Here is a 24,376-nt window from a genome sequence, read left to right as displayed (position 1 = left end):
GACGTGTAGATGTCCAATTCTCGGAGCGACGTCATCCGTCCGATCTCCGGGGGAAGTCTTCGCAGATGGCTACCATAAAGGCGTATTCCCACTACATTGGTTAGAGACGCCACTTGAGGCGGGAGCGTGATGACACGCATCCAGTCTTCCCAAGGGATTTGCGCCGATGGCTCCAGGATTGAAGCGGCCGTTCGTGCAAGCTGCTCGATCAAATTCGTGACCTGCCCCCAGCCCGCTACGCTCCGGTCTTGTGCCTCTGCATGAATGTTCGGAACAAAGGGCACGCCCTTCTTTGACCTCACCGCCAAGCAAGCGCAGTGGTCGCGTCGCGTCATACGTCCGATCGCGGCGTCTGTGGCAGGATCAATCGAGAACAGGCGCGAAGGTACGTCTGTGTCGTTGGACATGCGTCTATCCTAACGGCCGGTAGATCGGACGGGACGAACTTATTGATACACGCCTAGCCGCGCACCAGCGAGACTAGCCAGCGGCGGCCAAACAGCACAAGGATCGCGAGCGCGTAGACGATCGTGCCACCGACGGCCAGCAGGACCAGCGTCAATTCATCGTGGAAGTGCATCGAGGCAAGATAAGCGCCGCCGAAGCGCGCGATCAGCCAGAAGGCGGCGGCCAGGATGATGCCGGTCACGAGGAATTTGACGAGCGACAACAGCCAGGCGCGGTCAAGCACGAGAAAGCCTCGTCGCACCGCGAAAAAGAGCACCAGCAGCAGATTGGTCCAGACACCAACGGCGGTTGCCAGCGCCAGGCCGATCTGGGCGAGCGATCCCATCAAGGCAACCTTCAGGGCGACGTTGACCGCGATACCGGTCAGCGAGGCGCGGACCGGCGTCGCCGTATCCTTGCGCGCGTAGAAGGTCGCGACCGCGCTGCGGATCAGCACGAAGGGGATCAGGCCGATGGCATAGGCCGCGAGCGTGGCACCCGCGGCGGCGGCATCGGCCTTCGAGAACGCGCCGCGGGCGAACAGCGCACGCATGATCGCCTCGGGCACGGTGATGAAGGCCGCGACGAAGGGCACCGAGAACAGCAGCGTGAAGTCGAACGCGCGGCGCTGCGCCTTCATCGCGCCGTCGTGGTCGTTGGCCGTGATCCGCCGTGACATCTCCGGCAGCAGCACGGTGCCGATGGCGATGCCGATGACGCCGATCGGGAGCTGGTTGAGACGGTCGGCATAGTAGAGCGCCGACAGCGCGCCTGCGGGCAGGAAGGTCGCGATGATGGTGTCGGCAAACAGCGCGACCTGCGTGCCCATCGAGCCCAGCGTCGCAGGTCCAAGCGCCCTGAAGAAGCCGCGGACATCTTCGTCGAGCCTCAGCGGCGCAAAGCGCGGCAAGCCGCCATGACGCGCGAGATCACCGGCGAGCAGGAAATACTGGAGGAAACCCGAGATCAGGACGCCCCAGGCGGCGGCGTGCCCCGCGCTGGGAAACCAGGCGGCCAGTGCCAGCGTCATCATCATCGAGACGTTGAGGAAGATCGACGCGGCCGCGGCGCTTGCAAAGCGCTGCATCACGTTGAGCATGCCGCCGTAGAGCGTCACCAGCGTGATTAGCAGGAGATAAGGAAAAGTGATCCGGGTCAGTTCGATCGCGAGCTTGCGCTGCTCGGCGTCCTCGGAAAAGCCGGGCGCCAGAATGCTCATGGCCTGCGGCATGAACAGCAAGGCGACGACCAGGAGCACGAGCTGGGAGGCAAGCAGCAGCGTGAAGATGCGGTCGGCGAACAGCTTTGCCGACGCCTCGCCTTTCTCGCCATGGACATGGGCATAGGCCGGCACCCAGGCGGCGTTGAAGGCGCCTTCGGCAAAGATCGCGCGGAAGTGATTGGGCAGCCGCAGCGCCACGAAGAAGGCGTCGGCAACGGGGCCGGCACCCAGGATCGCCGCGAGCATGATGTCGCGGGCAAACCCCGTCAGCCGCGAGAGCAGCGTATAGCCGCCAACTGTGAAGATGCGTCCAAGCATGCGCCTGTTCTAGAGACTAATCGGTCAATCGATAAGGGCTCTACAGCATGGCGGGATTAGGTCTAGGTGAAACCGCAACGAAGGTTCGCCCCCTACCCCGCTTGCGGGGGAGGGTTGGGGAGAGGGTGTCTCCACAATCGAGAACCCCCAAGAGGACAGAGCCCTCACCCGCGCCTTCGGCGCGACCTCTCCCGCAAGCGGGAGAGGTAAAAACGACGAAATCAGGTTGAAATCGCGCCGCGCACGGCCGCGATGATTCGCTCCTGGGCCGCCTCGTCGAGATAAGCGTGCATCGGCAGGCTGATGACGTCCTCCGACAGGCTTTCGCAGACCGGCAGGCCGCCGTCGGCGACCGGATAGTGCCTGTAGGCGGTCTGCTGGTGCATCGACTTCGCATAGTAGATCGCGGTCGGCACGCCCTGGGCCTTCAGTGCGGCGGCAAAGCCGTCGCGGTCCGTTCCCTTGGGCAGGCGGATGGTGTACTGCGCCCAGACCGAGGTGCAGCCGGGCGCGAGCCGCGGCACGGTGACCACATTGCTGAGCCCGCGCGCGTAGCGCTCGGCCACCTTGTTGCGCGCCGCGATCTCGTCGTCGAAAATCTTCAGCTTCTCGATCAGGATGGCGGCCTGCATGGTGTCGAGCCGTCCAGTCAGGCCGAGACGCACGTTGTCGTATTTGTCCGCGCCCTGGCCGTGGACGCGAATGCTGCGCAGCGTATGCGCTAGCTCGTCATCGTCGGTGAAGATCGCGCCGCCGTCGCCGAAGCAGCCGAGCGGCTTTGCCGGGAAGAAGCTGGTCGTGGTCGCCAGCGCCAGCGTGCCGAGCTTGCGTCCCTTGTAGCTCGCGCCGAAACCTTGCGCGGCGTCGTCGAGCACGAACAGGCCTTCGTCCTTCGCGATCGCGGCGATGGCGTCGTGATCGGCAGCCTGTCCGAACAGGTCGACCGGAATGACCGCTACAGGCCTCAAGCCGGCCTTCCGGGCGGTCGCAATGCCGCGCTTCAGGGATTCGGCGCTCATGTTGAAGGTCGCCTCATCCACATCGACGTAGACCGGCGTAGCGCCGGTGCGCGCCGCCGGCGAAGCGGTTGCAATGAAGGTGAACGACGGACACAGCACCGCATCGCCGGGCCCGATGTTCTTCGCCATCAGCACCATCAGCAGCGCATCGGTGCCGCTGGCGCAGCCCACCACATGCTTGGCGCCGCAATAGGCCGCGAGCTGCTTCTCGAGCTCGGTCACCTCGGGGCCGTTGACGAACTGGCAATGGTCGAGAACGCGCGTGACCGCGGCATCGAGCGAAGCGCCGAGCCGGCGGCGCTGCGCGCCGACATCGATGAAGGGGATGGGATCGGAACGCAGATGCTGGTTCATGGCGCCTTGCTGAATGTCTTGCAGGTTTTTAGCGGTCGGCATGGAATGAGGATCAGCCGGCGGCGCGGCGCGGCCCCTTGCGGGCCGCGGATGCCGCAGCAGGATGGCTCGGCGCCTCCAGGCAGCGCGTGGCGATCTCGAGGCTCGCAACGCCCTCATCGCCGGTCACCGCCGGCGTCTCGCCGTGGCGCACCGCGTTGAGGAACGAGATCAGTTCGGCGCGCAGCGGTTCGTCATGACCGACCGGCAGATGCCGCATCGAATAGCTGCCGTCCGGCTTGAAGCCGAAGCATTCGGTGACCTGGCGCGTCAACAGATCGCCCATGACGTACTTGCCGCGGGTCGCGACAGTGACGCTGCGCGCCTTGAACGGCGTCAGCCAGTTGGTGTTGATGTGGGCGAGCACGCCGGAGGCAGTGCGGAACTGCAACAGCGCGATGTCCTCGCGCTCGGCGACCGCGCTCGACAATTGCGGCTGCACCTCGACGATATCGGACTCGGTGAACCAGCGGATCAGGTCGATGTCATGCACGGCGAGGTCAATGACCACGCCGACATTCGACATACGCGGCGGGAACGGACCGACGCGCGTGATCGCGATCGACAGGATGTCCTCGCCCGCGATCGCCTGCTTGACCGCAGCGACCGCCGGATTGAAGCGCTCGACATGGCCGACCATCAGCGTCACGCCGGCCTCGCGCGCAGCAGTGACGATCTCGCGCCCCTCCTCCACTGAAGATGCGATCGGCTTCTCGACCAGCACGTGAATTTTCCTGGCGATGCAGGCGAGCGAGATCTCGTGATGCAGATGGGTCGGCGCCGCGACGGTCACCGCATCGACGCCTTCGGCGACGAGCTGATCGAGCGTCTCGAAGCACTGGCAATTGGCAAGCTCGGTCGCACGCGCGCGGTGCGCCGGCGAGGGATCGACCACACCGACCAGGCTGACGCCGGGAAGCCCTGCGAGCACGCGCGCGTGGTTGCTGCCCATCACGCCTGCGCCGATGACGCCGACGCGCAAGCCGGCCTTTGCCGGTGCAGATCCTTTGGAACTCATCTGATCGAACCCCGATTCAACCCAAATCCCCGGCGCCACTCCTAGCACGGGCGCCACATTTGTGGCGAATGCCGAGACAGTAGACCGGACACGATTTGATTCAAAAAATTACACGTTCCCCGGGCCTTAGCTCAGTTGGAGGCCGGCCCTCGAGCCCGGGTGACGTGATTCGGAGGGCTGGTTACGACCTTTGATAGTCGTCTTCAATCCGGATGATATCGTCCTCCCCGAGATAGCTGCCGGTCTGGACCTCGATCAGTTCCAGCATGATTTTACCGGGGTTCTCCATCCGGTGCACAGCGCCCATCGGGATGTAGATCGACTCGTTCTCGTGCACCGTCTTGACGGTCTCGTTCACGGTGACGCGGGCCGCGCCGCGGACCACGATCCAGTGCTCGGCGCGATGATGATGTTTCTGGAGCGACAACCGTCCGCCCGGCTTCACCACGATGCGCTTGACCTGGTGGCGTTCGCCGTTGTCGACCGACTGATAGCTGCCCCAGGGGCGATGCACCTTGAGGTGCTCCTCGGTGACCTTCGGGGCCACCGTCTTCAGCCTCGTCACGAGGCGCTTGAGGCCATTGGCATCCTTCTGGCGCGAGACCAACACGGCGTCGGCGGTCGCCACCACGACGAGATCGTCGACGCCTTCGAGCGCAACCAGCGCAGAATCGGTCGTGACGTTGCAATTGCGCGAGTCCTCGAACACGGCAGTGCCGTGCGCGGCATTGCCCTGCGCGTCCTTCTCCGAGAGCTCCCACACCGCAAGCCAGGAGCCGACATCGGACCAGCCGCACGACACGGGAACGACCGCGGCGCGCGCGGTCTTTTCCATCACCGCATAGTCGATCGAGATCGCCTTGGCTGAAGCGAACGCCTTCGGCTCGAGCGTGACGAAGCCGAGATCGCGGCCGGCGTTACTGACGGCCTCGGAAACCGCCTGCACGCTCGTCGCATCGACCTTGCGATATTCGTCGAGCAGCACGGTAGCCGGGAACATGAAGTTGCCGCTGTTCCAGAGATAGCCCGAATTGACGTAGTCGGCCGCCTTCACCGCGTCCGGCTTCTCGACGAATTTCGTGACCACGCGCACCTCGCCCGCGACCGCGTCGCCGGGGTTGATGTAGCCATATTCGGTCGCCGGCCGTTCCGGCTTGACGCCGAAGGTGACGATGCACCCTTCGCCCGCGGCAACCAGGCCCTGCCGGCACGCCGCGACGAAGGCCGCATTGTCGCGCACCACGTGATCGGCGGCGAGCGCCAGCACGATCGCCTCGTTGTCGCGGCTCTGCGCGAACGCAGCGCCAGCCGCAATCGCCGGGCCTGAGTCACGCCGCATCGGCTCCAGCAACACATCGGCCTCGACGCCGATCTCGACGAGCTGCTCCAGCACCATGAAGCGATAGGCCGCATTGGTGATGACGATCGGACGATCGAACAGCGCGCCGTCGGAGACGCGCAAGAGCGTATCCTGGAACGTCGAGCGCTTGCCGAACAGCGGCAAGAACTGCTTGGGACGTACCTCGCGCGAAGCAGGCCACAACCGCGTGCCGGCGCCGCCGCACATGATCAGGGGGATAATGCGTCTGTTCATCGTCATCTCAAACCTTGTAGTAGTCGCGATACCAGCCCACGAAGTTACGGACGCCGATCTCGATCGGAGTTGATGGTGCGAACCCGGTGTCGCGCGTCAGATCCCCGACATCGGCGAAAGTCGCCGGCACGTCTCCCGGCTGCATCGGCAACAGCTCCTTGACCGCCGTCCGGCCCAGCTCACGTTCCAGAAGTCCGACAACGTGCATCAGCTCTTCGGGATGGTGGTTACCGACATTGTAGAGCCGAGACGGCGCATTTGCGGCGGCCGGATTATCCACAGGCACCCGATCAATCAGCGTGGATACTACACGGGTGACGTCGTCAACATAGGTGAAGTCGCGCCGCATCTTGCCATGGTTAAAGAGCCGAATCGGCCTGCCCTCCATGATGGCGTTTGCGAACAGAAATATGGCCATGTCGGGCCGTCCCCACGGGCCGTAAATGGTGAAGAAGCGCAAGCCCGTGACCGGCAGGCGGTACAAATGGCTGTAGGACTGCGCCATCACCTCATTGGCCTTCTTGGTCGCGGCGTAGAAGCTGACGGGATGGTCCGTTCTGTCCTCGATGGCAAATGGCAGTTTTGTGTTGGCGCCGTAAACGGAGGATGACGATGCATAGACGAGATGACGACAGCCATTGTGCCGGCAACCCTCGAGCACGTTGAGGAAGCCCTGAAGGTTGGAATCGACGTAAGTCTGCGGATGCTCGATTGAGTAGCGCACGCCGGCCTGGGCTGCGAGATGCACGACGGTCGCGAACCGGTGCTGCGCAAACAGTTTCGCGATCGTGTCGCGATCGGCGAGATCGGCTTGGACAAAGGAAAAGCCGGCGTCCCGCAACACGTCCAGCCGCGCCCGCTTCAAGGTCGGATCGTAATAGTTGCTGAGATTATCGAGCCCGACGACCGGCCGGCCTTCGGCCAGAAGCTGCCGGGCGACGTGAAAGCCGATGAAGCCGGCCGCGCCCGTGACCAAAATTGACTGATCTGCCATCATGTTCCCAAATCGTCCGCTGCCCCCTCTTTAGCCGCCGCGTCGAGGGGGCGGCAATAGCTACCGCCCCCCTCACGACAGCTATTGCAAGATCGGCGCCAAGACCATACCACAGCGGCCAAATTCGGCGCAGGGCGTCGGGTTACGCCAAGTCTGAAGAAACCCCCTGTTCAAACGCGGGCGAGATGCGCCGAATCCTGCTTTCTGCGGCCAAGATCATCGTTTCCGGGGCGCTGCTCTATCTGGCGCTGCGCAAGGTGAATCCGTCCGATCTGTTCTCGCGTTTCACCGTGAGCAGCCTGTACTGGATCGCCCTCGCGATCGCGGTGACGTTCCTCCAGATCTTCGTCGGCGTGCTGCGCTGGCGCGAGATCAGCGCGGAGTGCGGCGCGCCGCTCGAGCTCGAGCGCGCCATGCGCTACAATGTGATCGGAACCTTCTTCAACCAGACCCTGCCCTCGGCGATCGGCGGCGATGCCGTCCGTCTCTGGCTCGTCGCGCGCGCCGGCGCCGGCTGGCGCGCGGCGACCTATTCGATCTTTGTCGATCGCGCAATCGGACTGATCGCGCTCGCGATCGTCATCGTCGCCAGCCTGCCCTGGAGCTATCGCCTCATCAACGATGCGCAGGGACGCTCGGCGCTGTTACTGCTGGACTTTGCGGCGCTCGCGGCCGGCCTCGGCTTCCTGCTGCTCGGGGCCCTGAACTGGCCATGGCTGAAGCGCTGGTGGGCCACCCACCACATTCATGCCTGCGCGGTGATCGCCAACCGCGCCATCTTCAACCGTTCGCGCGGGCCGATCGTCGCGGTCCTGTCGCTTCTCGTTCACGTGCTGGCGGTCGTGATCGCCTGGTGCGTCGTGCAATCGATCGCAGCGCCCGTCAGTTTCGGCGAGACCTTCCTGCTCATTCCGCCGGTGATGCTGATCACGATGGTGCCGATTTCGATTGCCGGCTGGGGCGTGCGCGAAGCGACCATGGGCCTCGCCTTCGGCTTTGCGGGCCTTGCCGCCAATGAGGGCGTCAACGTCTCGCTGCTGTATGGTGCCGTGTCGTTCATCGTCGGCGCATTCGGCGGACTGGTCTGGATCTTCAGCGCGGAGAAGGCTCAGCAGGGATCGGCCCCGATAGGGGTGCCGGAGTGAGCACCTTCGTTTCCGGACCTGCGACGGCGCTGGGGATGTTTCTGCTCGCCCTCCTACCTGCCGCCCTGGCCGCGCTGCTCTCGGCCTGCATCACCTGGCGGAGCATGCCCCTGTTGCAACGTTATGCACTGGCTCGGCCAAACGCGCGCTCCTCGCACCGGATTCCGACGCCGCAGGGTGCCGGCATCGCAATCGTCGCGGCCACCCTGCTGGTCGCCTCGCTCTGGGCCGCCTGGTTGAATGCATCCATTCCGCTGGTTTTGATCGCGGCCACGGTGGTGATTGCGCTGGTCGGCCTTGCCGATGATATCAAACCCCTCCCCGTCCTGCTTCGGCTCGTGCTCCAAGCTGCATCCGTTGGAGCCGTCGTTTTCACGACATCAGATGCGCTCCGGATCGTCCCGGCGCTGCCGCTGGCGCTCGAGCGCGGTCTCATCCTGCTCGCAGGCGTGTGGTTCGTGAACCTCGTCAATTTCATGGACGGGCTCGATCTGATGACGGTGTCGGAGGTGGTCCCCGTCGCCGCCGCGCTCGCCCTGCTTGGATGGCTCGGCGAGCTGCCGTTGCCGGCCTCGCTCGTCGCGGCGGGACTGTGCGGCGCCATGGTCGGATTTGCTCCGTTCAACCGGCCCGTCGCAAAGGTATTTTTGGGCGACGTCGGCAGCCTGCCGATAGGGCTCCTGCTCGGCTGGTGCCTGCTGGGGCTTGCCTGGCACCAGCAAATCGCAGCGGCGCTGCTGCTGCCGGCCTACTATCTTGCGGATTCCACCGTCACGCTGTTCCGGCGCATTGCCCGGCGCGAGCCGTTCTGGTCGGCGCATCGCTCGCATTTCTATCAGCGCGCCACCGACAACGGCTTCACCGTGTCCCGCGTGGTCAGCGAGGTGTTCGCACTCAATCTCCTGCTTGCGCTGCTCGCCCTCATCACGATCAAGGCGACTTCGATGACAGTCACGACGCTGGCGCTGCTTGCGGGCGCCATCGCGGTCGGCTTAGTGCTGCGCAGGTTTTCTCAGGTGCGGACGGGCTGACGCGCCGGCGGCGGCTGGTCAGGCGTCCTGAGCCGACAATGCCAGTCGCAGCCCCTCGTCGAGCGACACCTCCGGCCGCCAGCCGGTCGCGATCGCCTTCGATACATTCAGCTCGAGCGAGCCGATCAGGCTGTCATGGGTGTCCTGGCGGCCGACGACCCCGAGAACCGAGCCCAGGAGATCCTGCGGGACCGCGAACAGCCGGGGCCGCTTGCCCGCGGCCTTGGCCAGCCTCTCGATGAATTCGGGCGTCGAGACCTGTTCCCTGTCGGCGATCAGGAAGATCTCGAAATTGCTCGCGGGATCGGGATGGGCGAGCCGGCGCCGGATGAACGACGAGAGGTTTTGCACGGCAAGGAAAGCGCGCTGATTGCGGATCGCGGCGAACGGCAGCGGCAATCCGAGATTGACCGCCCGGCTCAGCAGCGCAAAATTTCCCCTGGCGCCGGCGCCATAGACCAGCGGCGGCCTGATCACCGAAATCTTCATCTCGCTGTCGCGCGCCAGCGTCTTGAGCCCTGCTTCGGCGGCCGCCTTGGACATGCCATAGAGCCCGCGCGGCGTCAGGACATCGTCCTCGCTGAACGGCGCGCGGCCCTCGTTGCTGCGGCCGTGCACGAGCACGGTGCTGATGAAGATGAACTGGCGCACGCCGGCCGCGGCCGCTGATCGCGCCAGATGCAGGGTGCCGGCGATGTTGACGTTGCGATAGAGCTGGACCGCGTGCTCCTCGTGCTTGTGGTGGACGCGGGCGGCAAGGTGGACGACGGCATCGACGCCGTCGAGCGCGGCCTGCCAGTTGGTTTCGGGACCGATCGATTCGATGACGACCTCGTCACCCAGCCGCGCGGGGCTGCGCACCGCGCGACGCACCGACCATCCCTGCTCCACAAGGGCGGGGGCGACGTGACGGCCAACAAAGCCGCTGGCGCCCGTCACCAGCACAACAGGCTTTCGCTCGCTCATCGTTGCCCCGCCAGTTCCGGATTGCGCAACAATTCGTCGATCACGCCAGCATAGGCATCCATGGCCGTAGCGCGATCAAATTTTGCGGCGGCCTTCACCGCCCGGTCCACCATGGCCTTGGCATCTGCGCCGGCCGCCGCGCGGATCGCATCCGCCAGCTCCTCGGGCCGGCCCGGCGCCACCACCCAGCCCAGCCCGTTTTCGACCACGGTCAATGCGGCCTCCGCCTCCGGCTCCGAGACCAGCAGCACCGGACGACCGACGGCGAGGAGATTATAGAACCGGCTCGGCACAGATACACCTGCGACGTTCTTCCGATAGGGAATGATCCAGACGTCGGCGGCGGCGAGAAACGCCTCGAGCTCGGCGTCCTCGACACGCGGCACGAAGGAGACGTTCGGCAGGTTCGATTCCGCCTGCAACTGCATCAGCCGCTCGAAGCCGATCCCCCAGCCGGAGAGCAGGAAGTGGATGTCCGTCTCCTGCCGCAACAGGCGCGCGGCCTCGAACACGATCTCCGGATCGTGGGTGAAACCGAGATTGCCCGACAGGCCAACGATGAAGCGGGCCGGCACCGCGCGGCGGAAAGCATTGTCCACGGTCACCGGACGCAGCGCGGGAACGAGCGTCGCCCAGTTCGGGATGAAGCGGATCTTGTTCGCGGTCATGCCGCGGTAGCGCAGCAGCGACCCCTCGGCGTCGCGGCCGATGGTGATGACGGCATTGAGCGCGCGGAACATGAACGCGTTCGCGGCACGGATCACGCGGGTCACGATCGAGCGGGGCTTGAGCAGGCCCGCCATCACCAGCACGTCGGGAAACAGATCGTGCATGATCAGCGCCGAGCGCGCGCCCTTCAACCTTGCGGCCGCCGCAACCGCATAGGGCAGCATGAACGGCGCGGTCACGGTGAGCACCACGTCGCCGCGCTTCAACACTTTCGTCAACGCGAAGAAGGTGCGCAGCGCAAACAGGATCTCGGCAAGAGCGCGCCGCACCAGCGCCGCCTTTCCGGTCATCCGGTTCTTGACGGCAATGACGCGCGGCTTGCCCGGTCCGATCTGAGAGGCCGGCAACTCGCCGGGCGTGCCGGACAGCACGACGACCTCATGGCCCAGGGCAAGGCGGCACGCAATCTCCGCCATGATCGCCGCCGTGGTGCTGGGATCCGGCGGATAATGCTGGCTCGCGACGACGATCTTGCCTTGAGGCTGCATGGTCAGGCCGCAGTCGACCCGAATTCCGGAACCGCGTCCTTCAGGATGGTCCTGATGGTGGCGCGATCGTCGCGCGCGATCGCCTGCTCCAGCGCGGAGATCCATTTGCGCAAGGTCAGCATCGGCGGCTCGTTGGGCCGCGCCGCCATGATGCCGGCAATGCCGATCTCGACCTTCGGCTCCTCGGTCGCGAACAGGATCTCGTTCAACCGTTCGCCGGGCCGCATGCCGCTGAACACGATCTCGATGTCGTAGCCGGGCTGCAGGCCGGACAGGCGAATCATGCGCTCGGCGAGATCGACGATCTTGACCGGCTGGCCCATGTTGAGCACGTAGACCGAGACGTTCGAGCGCTCGGCCCCGAGCGCGTGGGTCGCAGCCGTGATCACGAGGTCGCAGGCCTCGCGGATGGTCATGAAGTAGCGGACCATGTCGGGATGAGTGACCGTGACCGGTCCGCCGGCATCGATCTGGGCCTTGAATTTCGGCACCACCGAGCCGTTCGAGGCGAGCACGTTGCCGAAGCGGACCGAGATCAGCCGCATCGGCGACTTGTCTGCGCCCTGCAGGCCCAGATCGTGATCGAGCGCCTGGCAGTACATTTCCGCAAAGCGCTTGGTCAGGCCGAGCATCGAGACCGGCTCGATCGCCTTGTCGGTCGAGATCATCACCATGGCCTCGGCGCCGGAGGCAAGTGCTGCGTCCGCCACGTTGATCGAGCCGAAGATGTTGGTCTTGACCCCTTCGCTCCAGTCGCGTTCCAGGATCGGCACGTGCTTGAGCGCGGCGGCATGGAACACGATGTCCGGCTTGAACTCGGCCATCAGGCGAATGACGCGTTCGCGGTCGCGGATGTCGGCGATCCGGCCTTCGATCGTCGCAACGGCGCCTTGCGCGGCGAGCGCTTCGGTGACGGCGTAGAGCGCGGGCTCGGAATGTTCGAGGATCAGGAGGCGCGCGGCCCCGAATGCGACGACACGCTCGCAGATTTCGGAACCGATCGAGCCGCCGCCACCGGTGACGATGACGGACTTGCCCCTGATCAGGGTTTCCAGGCGCGCATAGTCGATCTTCTCGCTCGGCCGCAGCAGGAGATCCTCGACCGCAACCGCGGTAAGCCGCGGCGTATCGCCACTCTCGAGCGACGGCAGACGGCTGACGATCAGGCCCTGACGGCGCGCCCGCATCAGCACCGATTCGGGATGCGACTCCGGCTCGAAGGCGGACGGCGTCATCACCACCCGCGCGATCGGCTTGTTGCGCTTGGCGAAATCGCCGATCACGTCCTCGAAGTCGTCGATGCCGCCGAGCACCGGCACGTTGCGGATGAGCTGTCCGAGATCGGCGCGCGACGGCGACAGCACGCCGACCGGCCAGACCCGCGTGATCGCCCCGCTCTCGATGCCGCGCAACAGCACCTCGGCATCCGCCGCGCGCCCGATCAGCAGCGTCGGCGAGGCATCCTCGATCCGGGCGTGGCGCCGCACGCGGGTGTAGCGGAAATAGCGATAGGCAAACCGCAGCGCGCTGAGGAAGGAGATCTCCAGGAACCAGTAGAGGATGATGGTCACCTTGCCGAGAAAGAAGGTGCCGTGGACGTTGGGCGCGAGGAAGACGTAGTCGAGCACGAGCAGTGCGACGGTGAGCACGGTCGCGACGCGGATGATGTTCAGCGCATCGGGCAGCGAGATGAAGCGCCATTTCGTCGTGGTCAGGTTGAAGACGAAGAACACGACCACGCTGAAGGCGAGGAACCAGGGCAGGATCTTCAGCAGCAGCGGCAGGCGGACGAAAAACAGCTCGCCGCCCTCGAAGCGCAGGTAGAACGCGACAAACAGCGCCGCCGCGGTCGCGAGCAGGTCGTGGAGCGCGATCAGGAAATTGCGCGAGTTAAGATGCGAAAGACGCGTCATCCGCCGACCGATGAATATCCAGTTAGATGCAACCTGACCGCGCTGATAGCCCATCTCCGCAAGACATGCCAGCACAAGACTTGCCAGCACAAGACTTGCCAGCCGCGCGGCGGCTCAGGAACCGGCTTCCCCCACCTTCGGCTCGGCTTGTCGCGCGCGGATCACCATGCCGCCGGCAACGCCGACGCCGATGACGTACATCCAGCCCTCGTGGAAGTCGAACAGATGGGAGTTGAAGAGCGACGTGAAGATGTTCTGCACCACGACGAGGAGGCCGACCCAGTTGGCAAGTCCGTCGCCGCGAAACAAGAGGAGATGCTGGAGCCAGATCGCGTAGAGAACGACGATGCCGATGACGCCCCACTGCACGGCGACGTTCAGTGTCTGGTTATGCGGATTCGGAAAGACCCTGACGCCTTGAACCCATTCGGCGCTCTTGGCGACCTTGTCAAACAGCCCTTTAGTGGAGCCCGTACCATGCCCGACGAATGGAGCCTGTACAAAGAACTGAATTGACTTCTGCCAATACTCGAGGCGCTCGCCAATAGAGGTTGGAACCTTCTCCTGCGTGTAGAGCCGATAGTCGCGGGAAAAGGTGTCGGTCGTCTTGCGCAATTGCGGCGAGATTTGCCAGGCAAGCAGCGCGCAGGCGAGCAGACCGGCAGAGATGATCAGGATGCTGCGCCACCGCAAGTGAAGCAGCGCGAACACCGCGAGCATGATCGGCACCGTGACGAGCGCGGTGCGCGAGACGATCACGAAGGCCATGTTCGCGAAGAAGCTCAGCGCGAGCGCCGTGAGCACGGCGGCGAGCGCGTATCGCTTCTCACGCAGCAGCATCACGACCGGATAGGCGAGCGCGACCGCGCACAGCGTGAATTCTTGGCTCTGGTCGATGTAGTTCTTGACGAAGATGCCGCGCTCGACGTCTCCGGGCTTGATCGAGAGTGCGGGATTGAAGGCGACCAGCCAGGACATCACCGACAACAGCGCGCAGGAGACCAGAAAGGCAACGAACACCCACCGTCCGCGCGAGGAGCGTTCGAAATGATAGAGCAGGACCGGGAGCACGAGCAGCTTGACGGTCGGGTTCACGGCATAGAGCCGCGCGCCCCACGCCGCATCCGACCACAGCGTTCCCACGAGCGCGAGCAGGAACAGCGCGATCGGCGCCGCACAGATCGGCCGCTTCAAGGATTGCAGGAAATCCCTGACGTCGAGAAACGGGACCATGCAGACGAGCATGAGGGCATTGAAGATCGCGGCCAGCGACGTCGACCATGGCAGCGAGGCCGCGGTCAGGACCGCGAATAGGTCCACGCTCTCGGCCCATGCGGCGGGGCTGCGCAAGCGGCGGAGCATCATCGCGCCGGTAGTTTCCTGCGCCAGCGCCGTCACGTCATCCCTCCCCGCGCACGGTTGACGAGTGCGGTCGTGCTAAATCCCCTGAGGATGTCGACCAGCACTACCGTTCCGCCAGCGGCTTCGACGACGTCATAACCGACCACCTGCTCGCGGGTGTAGTCGCCGCCCTTCACCAGCACGCTTGGTTTGATGTCGGAAATCAGATTGATCGGCGTGTCCTCCTCGAAGATGACGACGAGGTCGACGGCTTCGAGCGCCGCCAGCACCTCGGCCCGTGCGCGCTCGTCCTGCACCGGCCGGTCCTCGCCCTTCAGCCGGCGCACCGAGGCGTCGCTATTCAGGCCGACGACAAGGCGATCACAGGCGGCGCGCGCCGCGGTCAGCACCTTGACGTGACCGGGATGCAGGATGTCGAAGCAGCCATTGGTGAAGCCGACGCGCAGGCCCTGCTTGCGCCAGTCCGCAAGCTGCGCGGCAAGCGCGCCGGGCGCGAGCACGATCTTCTCCTCGGCGGCGAGATAGGCATGCGGCAGGATTTTTCGCCGCAGCTCGGCCGCGCTCACACTTGCAGTGCCCTGCTTGCCAACCGCGACCGCAGCGGCGGCGCTGGCCATGCGCAGCGAAGTGTCCCAATCGGCGCCAGTCGCGAGCGTCGCGGCAAGCGCCGCAGAGACCGTGTCGCCGGCGCCCGAGACGTCGCGCACCTTCACCGGATAGGCCGGAACGTGGACGACGTCGCCCTCGCGCGGCAACAGCGTCATGCCGTGCTCGCTTTGCGTCACCAGGATCGCCTCGCAATCGGCAAGCCGCATCACGTCCTGCGCCGCCTCGGCGATACCATCGACGGTATCGGCGCGGCTGCGGGTCGCCTCGGCAAATTCCTTGCGGTTGGGCGTGAGCAGGCTGGCGCCGCGATAGATCGCCCAGTTGGGGCTCTTGGGGTCGACGATCACGCGCTTGCCGAGCTTTCGCGCGGCATCGATCACGTTGCGGATCACGCGCGCGGTCAGCACGCCCTTGGCATAGTCGGAGAGCAGCACGATGTCGGCGCGCGGGATCTGCGGCAGGATCGCCTCGATCAGCTTCAGCTCGATTTCGGTGGAGGCCGGCGCCGCCTGCTCCCAGTCGGCGCGCAGCATATGCGTGGAAAAGTGCTCGGAGACGAAGCGCACTTTTCGCGTGGTAGGGCGCGAGGGGTCGCTGACAAGCACGCTTTCGATGCCGGCGATCTCCGCCAGCGCACCCCGGAGCCGCGCCCCCGCGTCGTCCTCGCCGACCAGCGCGACGAAGATGCAGCGCGCGCCGAGGGACGCGATGTTGCGCGCGACGTTGCCGGCACCGCCGATATGGATCTCGCTGCGCTGCGCGGCGATCACGGGCGCAGGCGCCTCCGGCGAAATCCGCGAGACCTCGCCATAGACGAACTCGTCGAGCATGAGGTCGCCGATGCAGAGCACGGTGCGGCCAGCGATGGCCTGCGCGAGCGTATCGAAATCGAAGACGGGCGTGTGCATGGTCCTCAGCGCCTCAGCGGAAACGGTCGGAGCGATCAAGGTAGCCCCTGACATAGGCCGCCACCGCATCTTCGAGCGCCGTGAAGCCGCCGTTATAGCCGGCGCGGTACAGGCGATCGACCTCGCTCTGGGTGAAATACTGGTAGCTGCCGCGGATCGCCTCGGGCATGTCGACATAGTCGATGTTGGGCTTAGTGCCGAGCGCGGCGTAGGCCGCGAGGATCAGATCCTTGAAGCTGCGCGCCTTGCCGGTTCCGACGTTGAACAGCCCGGAGACCGACGGCGTTGCAAGGAGCCACATGATGACCCGCACGACGTCCTCGACATAGATGAAATCACGGCGCTGGTCGCCGTCGGCGATGCCCTCGCGATGCGACTTGAACAATTGCACGACGTGGCCAGCCTTGATGTCGTCGAAGCGCTTCGCCAGCACGCTCATCATTGCGCCCTTGTGATACTCGTTCGGGCCGAACACGTTGAAGAATTTGAGCCCCGCCCATTGCGGCGGCAGCCTGTCGCCACGCGCGACGCGCTCGGCAACAGCGAGGTCGAACAGATGCTTGCTCCAGCCGTAGAGATTCATCGGCCGCAATGTCTTCAGCGCGGCGAGCGAGGCGTCGTCACCAAAGCCTTCTTCACCGTCGCCATAGGTGGCGGCCGACGATGCGTAGATGAACGGCACGCCATTCGCCGTGCACCAGTCCAGAAGGCGCAGAGAGAGGCGGAAATTGGTCTCGACGACGAGATCGCCGTCGGTCGCGGTGGTCTCGGAAATGGCCCCGAGGTGAATCACGGCGTCAAGCTTGCGCCCCTTCAGCCAGTCGATCAGCTCGGCCGGCGGCACGATGTCGGCGAGCTGTCGCTTGGCGAGGTTGCGCCATTTGCCCTCGTGGCCGAGCAGGTCGCAGACCACCACGTCGCTGCGGCCCGCATCATTGAGCGCCGCCACGACATTCGACCCGATAAAACCGGCCCCACCGGTCACCAGCAACATTCCACCGTCCCTGCCCGATTTGCCAAATTCAGCGCCCAAGAAACTGCCCAAGAACCCGCCGCAAGCCCTGCCGTAGCGCATGATCCGCCAAAGTGTAAGCGGTTTTGGGATCGGAACTGTCCCGCCTTTACCTGCCTGTGCAGAGCGGCTACCGAACGGACCCTGTCAACATCGCTTGGGCCCCATTTACAAATGAACATAGATTCGCAATTTAGTGGATTAAAGGATCCGGCGGATACGCGCCCTATCCTGATCATCCCCTATATGTGGATCGGCGATTTTGTCCGGAACCACACCGTGGTGCGGGTCCTGAAGGAGCGCTGGCCGAATCGGCCGGTCGACCTCCTGACCACCCCGCTTTGCACTCCGCTGGTCGACTACATGCCGGGCGTCCGCCAGGGGATCGTGTGGGACCTGCCGCGCAGCCGGCTCGCCGTGACCAGGCAGTTCGGCCTCGCAAAGCTGCTGCGCGAGCGGAACTATGGCACCGCGCTCGTGCTGCCCCGGACCTGGAAGGCCGCCATCGCGCCGGCGCTGGCCGGCATCCCCGAGCGCGTCGGCTTTGTCGGGGAGTTCCGGTTCGGCCTGATCAACCGCTGGCGCTGGGGCGAGAAGCGGCTGCCCCGCTTCATCGACAAGAACGCCTCGCTCGCCCAGCCCGACGGCGCGCCGCTGCCACCGGAATGGCCGGTGCCGCAGTTGCACGTCCCGGCCGAGGACGTCGCTCGCTGGCGCCAGGCGAACGGCCTGACCGGGGTCACCGCGGTCGCATTGGGCCCGGGATCAGTCGGCGCCTCCAAGCGCTGGACCTACTATCCGGAAGCTGCCCGCCAGTTCGTGGAAAAGGGTCTCGAGGTCTGGGTGGTCGGCGGCCCCGGCGAGAAGGCCATGGCCCAGGAGATCGTCGCGGCCTGTGGGCCACGCGTGCGCGACCTGACCGGGACGGATTTGCGCAACGGCGTGCTGGCAATGGCAGCGGCCAGCGTTGCCATCTCCAACGATTCCGGGCTGATGCATATCGCAGCCGCCCTGGGCACGCCGACCATGGGCATCTTCGGCCCGACCAGCCCCTACCTCTGGGCACCGCTCAACGGCCTCGCCGCCACCGTCGTGCAGAACAAGTCGATCCTCTCCTGTCAGCCCTGCCAGAGCACGATCTGCCGGATGAACGACCATCGTTGCATGCGCGACATCGCGGCCTCCGAGGTCGTCGCGATCGCAGAGCGCGTGCTCAGCGAAAACGCGCGCGCCACGACTTGAGCGAGGCAGATGCGGCGGAGCACGGTTCACCGGCTCGGCACAGGCAAGTGACGAAGGACCCTTTCAGCTCGGCATTCCTCTCCGAACAATTTTACCGATTCCTTCGTTCAACAAAGCACTTAACGGAGGAAGTTCATGGCAAGAGCAACATGGAAACGGCCCGGATCGCCGATCGGCAAGAAGGGTCCGCGCAAGGCAAACCCATCTTACAAGCGCCGTTCGCGCCAGCGGTGGTCCGATAAGGATCTGTCGAAACTCAGGCAGTTGGCCAAGGGAAACACGCCAACTGGCGTGATGAGCATCAGGCTCCAGCGCCCCGCCACTGCAATCCGCAGCAAGGCGCACCGCGAGGGAATCTCATTGAGACCCACAAATCGCTCGCCATACAATCGCCGAGCCAAGTCGGCGAAGCGCCGCTGACCAAGCAACCGGGGACACGAAGCGGGTGCGCGCTGATCTAGCGTTCCGGTGAGGGCACCCGCGCCTTCTCAGAGGATGCCAGCGCCAGCTTGCGCTTAACCGGCAAGGCAACGGACTTCACTGCCGACCGCCGACGCGGAAGGAAGAAGCTGTTGACGAGGATGGGATCGGTATCTCCGAGCATTGTTCGCTCCTCGACCAGCAGGCTCATGACCGAGCGCATCTTCATGATCTCCTGCGCCACGAAGGCGCAGCTCTCCTCCCGGTTGATCTGGTCACGCATGATGGCCTCAGCCTCAAGCATGCTCACGCGTAGCGCCCTGATAAGTCGTCGGATTTCGTTGATGCGGTTGTCCATGGCCATCTCCACTCACGGATGGCAGGATAAGAACAAAACATGAACAATGTGTCAAGGACGTCGAAGTAACAACAAAGCCGGCGGCCGGTGACACGGCGCGGGCTCGATCATTTCTGGATGATACCTGTTTACAGGCGATTTGCCCGACGCGCCAAGCGATTTCGTAAGAAACGAAATAGAACCCCAGCCGTCCTCGGCTACTTTGCATGGGGTTGTTTTCGTCATTTTTGTTCGGGGCCCTAAAAGCGCCGGTTCAGAGCAGCGGACGGTAGACCTCCCCGATCCGCGCCGCCTCGGCATCAAGGCTGAACTTCGCGAGCACCCGTGCCCGCCCGCGCGCGCCCATGGCGAGCGCAGCGGCGGGATCGCGCATCAAGGGCTCGAGCGCGGCGACCAGCGCGTCCGCATCGCCCGGCCGGATCAAGACGCCGGTGACGCCATCCTCGACCACGAGCTCGGCCGCGCCGGCGCGTGAGGCGACGAGCGCGCTGCCTGCCGCCATCGCCTCGATCAGCGTCAGGCCAAAGCCCTCGTTGCGCGAGGTGAAGGCGTAGATCGTCAGCCGCTGGTACCAGCGCTGCACCTGTTCGATCGGCAACTCGCCTGACATGACGATGCGCGATTGCAGGCCGGCAGCCTCGATCCGCTTCTTCAGATCATTGGCGAACGGCAACTGCTCCGGCGTGATCGCGCCGACGATGACGGCGGTGAAGTCCGAATAGCGCGGCAACAGGCGGCACATCGCGTCGACGAAGACATCGCTGCCCTTCTGCGCGCGCACGCGGCCGAAACAGCCGATCGCGTAGCGGCCCGGCAAGCCGCTTTCGGCAAACGCTGCGGCACGATCCGCAGGCGGCGCATAGACGTCGGTGTCGACGCCATGCGGAATGACGGTCGCCTTCACTTTCAGGAACGATGCCGAGATGTCTGACGTTGCGATGATCGCATCCATCCTCCGGATCAGCCAGCGCGTGATCCAGCTATGATGCCGCTGCGCGGCCGACGTGAAGACGAGCTTCAGCGGCCAGCCGAGCGCACGCAGGAGCACACCCGCGATCATCTCGTTGTTGCGGCGCGCGTGCCAGATCAACGGCGTCCGCCGGCGCCATAGTTTCAGGAAACCGGCAACGTCGAGCCGCGCAACTCCCTCCGGCGCATCGGACCCGAACCAGGCGGCACGAAACAGCTTTGCCAGGCGCGGGGCGACCATCCGGTTGGTCGCGGTCACGCCGGAATAGCGTCTGTGCAGATTTGGCACGATCAGTTCGAGATCGCCCGGGAAATTGGCCACGTCACGCTCCGTTTCGTGAGGCTCCTATACGCAACATTAAGCATAGTGACCAGTTCAGCCGCGCCGATACCCCCTCTTCACCACGCAAACGTTAGCATCACCGGATGATCGGAAGACGGGTGAGATCATGACTGTGCTTGTCACCGGCGGTGCCGGCTATATCGGAAGTCACACGGTTCTGGCGCTGGCGGAGGCCGGCGAGGACGTGGTCGTGATCGACGATCTCTCCACCGGCTTTTCCGCTTATTTGCCGGAAGGCGTGCCACTGTTCATCGGCGATGCCGGCGACGAAAACCTTGTCGAAGGCGTGATCGCCCAGCACAACATCGAAAGCATCATCCATTTCGCAGGCTCGGTCGTGGTGCCGGAGTCGATGCGCGATCCGCTCGGCTACTACCGCAACAACTTCATGACCGCGCGCAACCTGCTGAACGTCGCAGTCAAGCGCGGCATCAACCGCTTCATCTTCTCGTCGACCGCCGCCGTCTACGGCAATCCCGATCAGGTGCCGGTGCCCGAGCACGCGCCGACGCGGCCGCTCTCGCCCTATGGCTCGTCGAAGCTGATGACGGAGATCATGCTGCACGACGTCGCCTCGGCCTACGGCATGCAATATGTGACCCTGCGCTACTTCAACGTGGCCGGCGCCGATCCGCAGGCGCGCATCGGGCTTGCTACCGTCGGCGCCACCCATCTGCTCAAGATCGCGGTCGAGGCCGCAACCGGCCAGCGCGCCAAGATCGACGTGTTCGGCACCGACTATCCGACACCGGACGGAAGCTGCATCCGCGACTTCATCCACGTCACCGATCTGTCGCAGGCGCATCGCTCGGCGCTTGCTTACTTGCGCCGCGGCGGCGCCTCGACGACGCTGAACTGCGGCTATGGCTGCGGTTACTCCGTGCTCGAGACCATCGATGCCGTGCGCCGCGTGTCGGGGCGCAGCTTTGCGGTCCAGTACGCGCCGCGCCGGCCCGGCGACATCATGACCATGGTGGCCGACACCAGCCGCATCCGCAGCGTGCTGGACTGGCAGCCGCAATACGAGAACCTCGAGACGATTGCGGCCCATGCGCTGGCCTGGGAGGAACAGCTGTTCCGCGAGCGCCATGGCGAGCTCCGCCAGGCGGTCTCGGCCTAGAATCGTTAGGTTTGCAAGTCCTTAATTGGGCTTGAAAAACCCGGTCTGAGCGGGCACAGAGGCCATTCGATCCCTGACGCGCGGGCAGGTTCGCCCCCAGCCGTCAATGGACTACGGATGGCCCAGTTTCCAAAGAAAATCACCGACGATCCCTATGCGGCAGCGATCCTGATTCGCCGCCTCGTCACGGAACAGGGGATCACCTACTGGCGGCGCTACCTCGTCGCTTTCGCGTTGATGGCGGTTGCAGCCGGCGCAACGGCGGCTGCGACCTACGTTCTCGGCCAAGTCATCAACCAGGCCTATGTCGACAAGAACGTTCCCGGCATCGCGATGCTGTCTGGCGTCACGGTCGTCCTCCTGTTCATCAAGGGCGTGGCGACCTACGGCCACATGGTGATCCTGACCAAGATCAGCAACGCCATCCTCGCCACCAACCAGCGGCAGCTCTTCGCCAAGCTGATGCGCGAAAGCATCGGCTTCTTCTCCGAGCGGCACTCCTCGGAATTCCTGGCGCGCCTGACCGCCGGCGCCAAATCCATCACCGACGTTCTCAATATGCTGGTCAATGCCGTCGGGCGCGACCTGTTGATGCTGCTCGCCATGATCGGCGTGATGGTGTGGCAGGACCCGCTGATGTCGTTCATCGGCCTCGTCGCGGTGCCCCCAGCGATGCTGGTGCTGCGCAGGCTGGTCAAGCGCATCAAGGGCCTCGCCTACAACCAGTTCACCGGCACCGCCGACATTCTGGAGACGATGCAGGAATCGCTGCAAGGCATCCGCACGGTCAAGGCGTTTACGCTTGAAGATGCGATGCAAAGCCGCATCGACGAGAACATCAGTGTCGTCGAGCGCAACGCCAACAAGATGGCGCGCGTCGCCAACCGCTCCAATCCGCTGATGGAGATGCTGGGCGGCTTCGCGGTCGCCGGCTGTCTGCTCTATGGCGGCTACAGCGTGGTCGCGCTCGGCGCCACGCCCGGCCAGTTCTTCTCCTTCATGACCGCCTTCCTGATGGCGACCGAGCCGGCCAAGCGGCTGGCGCGGCTCAACATCGACCTCAACAGCCAGCTCGTCGGCGCGCGCATGCTGCTCGAGGTCATCGACAGCCCGGCGAGCGAGCAAAACGATGACGACAAGCCGGCGCTGAAACTGTCTGATGCGCGGATCGAGCTCAACGATGTCAGCTTCGCCTACCGCGCTGGCGAGACCGTGCTCAACCGCATGAGCTTCACCGCCGAGCCCGGCAAGGTCACCGCACTGGTAGGCCCCTCCGGCGGCGGCAAGTCGACCGTGCTGGCGCTGCTGCTGCGCTTCTACGAGGTGACGCAGGGCGACATCCTGATCGACGGCCAGTCGATCACGTCGGTGTCGCGCAAGTCGCTGCGCGCGCAGACCGCCTATGTCGGCCAGGACGTCTATTTGTTCCGCGACACGATCCGCAACAACATCGCCTTCGGCAGGCGAGACGCGACGGAAGACGAGATCATCGATGCCGCCAAGGCGGCCTGCGCCCACGATTTCATCATGAGCTTCCCGCTCGGCTACGATACGCCGGTCGGCGAGCACGGCACGCAGCTTTCCGGTGGCCAGCGCCAGCGCATCGCCGTCGCCCGTGCGCTGCTCAAGAACGCTCCGATCATCCTACTCGACGAAGCCACTGCGGCGCTCGACTCCGAGTCCGAGAAGCAAGTGCAGGAGGCGATCGAGCATCTCTGCCGGAACCGCACCACCATCGTGATCGCGCATCGCCTGCACACCATCATGCACGCGGACGCCATCCTGGTGATCGAGGGCGGCGAGATCGTCGAGCGCGGACGGCACGACGAACTGCTGCGCCGTTCCGGCCGCTACGCCTCGTTCTTCCGCCTGCAGCACCACGACGCCGGCCCCCTGCCGCTGGCACCTGTCAGTGCAACCGCCTAGGATCATTCTTACCCCAAGAGCAGCGAGACCGCTTCATGAACGCCGCCTCCTACGTCATCCCGCTTCCGCCTCAGGCTTCGCTTCCCGTCGTCGGCGAGACCGGCCGTTACCCGGTGCGCCGCATCTGGTGCGTCGGCCGCAACTATCTCGAGCACATCCGCGAGATGGGCAATGACGAGCGCGCCCCGCCGTTCTTCTTCGCCAAGCATGCCGACATGCTGGTGCCCGATGGCGCCACCATCCCCTATCCGCCGCTCACCAAGGATCTGCATCACGAGGTCGAGCTGATCGTCGCGATGAAGAGCGGCGGCCTCAACATTCCCGCGGAGAAGGCGCTCGACCATGTCTACGGTTATGCGGTCGGCATCGACCTGACCCGCCGCGACCTCCAGATCGCCTCGCGCAAGAAGGAGCGGCCCTGGGAGATCGGCAAGTCGTTCGACGGTTCGGCGCCCTGCTCCGCGGTGCAGCCAGCTTCGAAGATCGGCCATCCGTCGATGGGCAAGATCTGGCTCACCGTGAACGGCAAGGAAGCGCAAAAGGGCGACCTCACCGAGCTGATCTGGAATGTGCCGGAGATCATCTGGCAGCTCTCGCAGCAGGTGAAGCTCGCCGCCGGCGATATCATCCTGACCGGTACACCCGCTGGCGTGTCGCAGCTCCAGCCCGGCGACAAGCTCGAATGCGGCGTCGACGGCGTCGGCACGCTGAAGGTGTCGATCGGCCAGCCGGAGTAACCGCAGCGCTGGAAACACAAAGCCCCGGAGCGTGCTCCGGGGCTTTTGTTTTGTGGCTGGCTGCGGTTTTGCTAAACAAGCCGCTCGGCGATC

At 64.8% G+C, this 24,376-nt stretch carries 19 protein-coding genes; 6 read left to right on the top strand and 13 right to left on the bottom strand.

Annotation, left to right across the window (positions count from 1 at the left end; all coding sequences use genetic code 11):
- Positions 1-460: 460 nt before the first annotated feature.
- The 5 genes from murJ to Q2941_RS09990 all read right to left on the bottom strand — a co-directional run bounded on the left by murJ (position 461) and on the right by Q2941_RS09990 (position 7,005).
- Positions 461-1,987 (bottom strand): murein biosynthesis integral membrane protein MurJ, encoded by a 1,527-nt coding sequence (murJ, locus tag Q2941_RS10010; RefSeq protein WP_027528601.1) that lies wholly within the window; start codon positions 1,985-1,987, stop codon positions 461-463.
- A gap of 221 nt (positions 1,988-2,208) precedes the next feature.
- Complete coding sequence (locus tag Q2941_RS10005) at positions 2,209-3,360, bottom strand: DegT/DnrJ/EryC1/StrS family aminotransferase (RefSeq protein ID WP_027528600.1); 1,152 nt, start codon at positions 3,358-3,360, stop codon at positions 2,209-2,211.
- Positions 3,361-3,412: 52 nt separating this feature from the next.
- Positions 3,413-4,417, bottom strand: coding sequence for a Gfo/Idh/MocA family oxidoreductase (locus Q2941_RS10000; protein WP_458192335.1), 1,005 nt, complete (start codon positions 4,415-4,417; stop codon positions 3,413-3,415).
- Positions 4,418-4,598: 181 nt separating this feature from the next.
- On the bottom strand, positions 4,599-6,011 hold the full coding sequence (locus Q2941_RS09995) for a mannose-1-phosphate guanylyltransferase/mannose-6-phosphate isomerase (RefSeq protein ID WP_027528598.1): 1,413 nt from the start codon (positions 6,009-6,011) through the stop codon (positions 4,599-4,601).
- 7 nt (positions 6,012-6,018) lie between these two features.
- Positions 6,019-7,005: an NAD-dependent epimerase gene (locus Q2941_RS09990; RefSeq protein ID WP_458192366.1), complete on the bottom strand. Its 987-nt coding sequence runs from the start codon at positions 7,003-7,005 to the stop codon at positions 6,019-6,021.
- 185 nt (positions 7,006-7,190) lie between these two features.
- On the opposite strand from Q2941_RS09990, the gene Q2941_RS09985 reads away from it, so the two are divergent.
- On the top strand, positions 7,191-8,150 hold the full coding sequence (locus tag Q2941_RS09985; protein ID WP_027528596.1) for a lysylphosphatidylglycerol synthase transmembrane domain-containing protein: 960 nt from the start codon (positions 7,191-7,193) through the stop codon (positions 8,148-8,150).
- A 35-nt stretch (positions 8,151-8,185) separates the two neighbouring features.
- The gene (locus tag Q2941_RS09980; protein WP_035665468.1) at positions 8,186-9,181 is read left to right on the top strand and encodes an MraY family glycosyltransferase; all 996 of its coding nucleotides are present in this window, start codon (positions 8,186-8,188) and stop codon (positions 9,179-9,181) included.
- An 18-nt stretch (positions 9,182-9,199) separates the two neighbouring features.
- Here the strand turns inward: Q2941_RS09980 and Q2941_RS09975 are convergent, their stop codons facing one another.
- From Q2941_RS09975 to rfaD, 6 genes are all read right to left on the bottom strand, one after another.
- Positions 9,200-10,147 (bottom strand): NAD-dependent epimerase/dehydratase family protein, encoded by a 948-nt coding sequence (locus Q2941_RS09975; protein WP_027528594.1) that lies wholly within the window; start codon positions 10,145-10,147, stop codon positions 9,200-9,202.
- Positions 10,144-11,364 (bottom strand): glycosyltransferase family 4 protein, encoded by a 1,221-nt coding sequence (locus tag Q2941_RS09970; RefSeq protein ID WP_027528593.1) that lies wholly within the window; start codon positions 11,362-11,364, stop codon positions 10,144-10,146. The genes Q2941_RS09975 and Q2941_RS09970 overlap by 4 nt, the downstream gene beginning before the upstream one ends.
- Before the next feature lie 2 nt (positions 11,365-11,366).
- Positions 11,367-13,277 (bottom strand): nucleoside-diphosphate sugar epimerase/dehydratase, encoded by a 1,911-nt coding sequence (locus Q2941_RS09965; RefSeq protein WP_027528592.1) that lies wholly within the window; start codon positions 13,275-13,277, stop codon positions 11,367-11,369.
- Between the two features lie 114 nt (positions 13,278-13,391).
- Positions 13,392-14,675 (bottom strand): O-antigen ligase family protein, encoded by a 1,284-nt coding sequence (locus tag Q2941_RS09960; RefSeq protein WP_458192334.1) that lies wholly within the window; start codon positions 14,673-14,675, stop codon positions 13,392-13,394.
- Complete coding sequence (gene rfaE1 / locus Q2941_RS09955) at positions 14,672-16,156, bottom strand: D-glycero-beta-D-manno-heptose-7-phosphate kinase (protein ID WP_458192333.1); 1,485 nt, start codon at positions 16,154-16,156, stop codon at positions 14,672-14,674. The genes Q2941_RS09960 and rfaE1 overlap by 4 nt, the downstream gene beginning before the upstream one ends.
- A 13-nt stretch (positions 16,157-16,169) precedes the next feature.
- Entirely contained in the window at positions 16,170-17,150 is a 981-nt protein-coding gene (rfaD, locus tag Q2941_RS09950; RefSeq protein WP_027528589.1) for an ADP-glyceromanno-heptose 6-epimerase, read from the bottom strand.
- A gap of 192 nt (positions 17,151-17,342) precedes the next feature.
- Here rfaD and waaF point away from each other — a divergent pair, with 192 nt between their 5' ends.
- Positions 17,343-18,410 carry a lipopolysaccharide heptosyltransferase II gene (gene waaF, locus Q2941_RS09945; protein WP_027528588.1) on the top strand — a complete coding sequence of 356 codons (1,068 nt, stop codon included), beginning with the start codon at positions 17,343-17,345 and terminating at the stop codon, positions 18,408-18,410.
- A 457-nt stretch (positions 18,411-18,867) separates the two neighbouring features.
- On the opposite strand, the gene Q2941_RS09940 is transcribed toward waaF, so the two are convergent.
- The gene (locus Q2941_RS09940; RefSeq protein WP_027528586.1) at positions 18,868-19,188 is read right to left on the bottom strand and encodes a hypothetical protein; all 321 of its coding nucleotides are present in this window, start codon (positions 19,186-19,188) and stop codon (positions 18,868-18,870) included.
- Positions 19,189-19,441: 253 nt separating this feature from the next.
- Entirely contained in the window at positions 19,442-20,479 is a 1,038-nt protein-coding gene (locus Q2941_RS09935) for a glycosyltransferase family 4 protein (RefSeq protein WP_458192332.1), read from the bottom strand.
- A 127-nt stretch (positions 20,480-20,606) separates the two neighbouring features.
- On the opposite strand from Q2941_RS09935, the gene galE reads away from it, so the two are divergent.
- From galE to Q2941_RS09920, 3 genes are all read left to right on the top strand, one after another.
- Entirely contained in the window at positions 20,607-21,620 is a 1,014-nt protein-coding gene (galE, locus tag Q2941_RS09930; protein ID WP_458192331.1) for a UDP-glucose 4-epimerase GalE, read from the top strand.
- 117 nt (positions 21,621-21,737) lie between these two features.
- Positions 21,738-23,546 carry an ABC transporter ATP-binding protein gene (locus tag Q2941_RS09925; protein WP_027528583.1) on the top strand — a complete coding sequence of 603 codons (1,809 nt, stop codon included), beginning with the start codon at positions 21,738-21,740 and terminating at the stop codon, positions 23,544-23,546.
- A 35-nt stretch (positions 23,547-23,581) separates the two neighbouring features.
- Complete coding sequence (locus Q2941_RS09920; protein ID WP_027528582.1) at positions 23,582-24,283, top strand: fumarylacetoacetate hydrolase family protein; 702 nt, start codon at positions 23,582-23,584, stop codon at positions 24,281-24,283.
- Positions 24,284-24,376: the final 93 nt, after the last annotated feature.

Source organism: Bradyrhizobium sp. UFLA05-153 (assembly GCF_054185185.1).
This window is presented reverse-complemented; position numbering and strand designations above follow the sequence as displayed.

Excerpts from the sequence above, each read along its gene's own strand:
- Q2941_RS09965 (WP_027528592.1), bottom strand. The coding sequence starts at position 13,277 with ATGACGCGTCTTTCGCATCTTAACTCGCGCAATTTCCTGATCGCGCTC.
- Q2941_RS09975 (WP_027528594.1), bottom strand. The coding sequence starts at position 10,147 with ATGAGCGAGCGAAAGCCTGTTGTGCTGGTGACGGGCGCCAGCGGCTTT.
- Q2941_RS09980 (WP_035665468.1), top strand. The coding sequence starts at position 8,186 with ATGTTTCTGCTCGCCCTCCTACCTGCCGCCCTGGCCGCGCTGCTCTCG.
- Q2941_RS09985 (WP_027528596.1), top strand. The coding sequence starts at position 7,191 with ATGCGCCGAATCCTGCTTTCTGCGGCCAAGATCATCGTTTCCGGGGCG.
- Q2941_RS09925 (WP_027528583.1), top strand. The coding sequence starts at position 21,738 with ATGGCCCAGTTTCCAAAGAAAATCACCGACGATCCCTATGCGGCAGCG.
- Q2941_RS09990 (WP_458192366.1), bottom strand. The coding sequence starts at position 7,005 with ATGGCAGATCAGTCAATTTTGGTCACGGGCGCGGCCGGCTTCATCGGC.
- Q2941_RS10000 (WP_458192335.1), bottom strand. The coding sequence starts at position 4,417 with ATGAGTTCCAAAGGATCTGCACCGGCAAAGGCCGGCTTGCGCGTCGGC.
- galE (WP_458192331.1), top strand. The coding sequence starts at position 20,607 with ATGACTGTGCTTGTCACCGGCGGTGCCGGCTATATCGGAAGTCACACG.
- murJ (WP_027528601.1), bottom strand. The coding sequence starts at position 1,987 with ATGCTTGGACGCATCTTCACAGTTGGCGGCTATACGCTGCTCTCGCGG.
- Q2941_RS09995 (WP_027528598.1), bottom strand. The coding sequence starts at position 6,011 with ATGAACAGACGCATTATCCCCCTGATCATGTGCGGCGGCGCCGGCACG.
- Q2941_RS10005 (WP_027528600.1), bottom strand. The coding sequence starts at position 3,360 with ATGAACCAGCATCTGCGTTCCGATCCCATCCCCTTCATCGATGTCGGC.
- rfaE1 (WP_458192333.1), bottom strand. The coding sequence starts at position 16,156 with ATGCACACGCCCGTCTTCGATTTCGATACGCTCGCGCAGGCCATCGCT.
- Q2941_RS09940 (WP_027528586.1), bottom strand. The coding sequence starts at position 19,188 with ATGGACAACCGCATCAACGAAATCCGACGACTTATCAGGGCGCTACGC.
- Q2941_RS09970 (WP_027528593.1), bottom strand. The coding sequence starts at position 11,364 with ATGCAGCCTCAAGGCAAGATCGTCGTCGCGAGCCAGCATTATCCGCCG.
- Q2941_RS09920 (WP_027528582.1), top strand. The coding sequence starts at position 23,582 with ATGAACGCCGCCTCCTACGTCATCCCGCTTCCGCCTCAGGCTTCGCTT.
- rfaD (WP_027528589.1), bottom strand. The coding sequence starts at position 17,150 with ATGTTGCTGGTGACCGGTGGGGCCGGTTTTATCGGGTCGAATGTCGTG.
- waaF (WP_027528588.1), top strand. The coding sequence starts at position 17,343 with ATGAACATAGATTCGCAATTTAGTGGATTAAAGGATCCGGCGGATACG.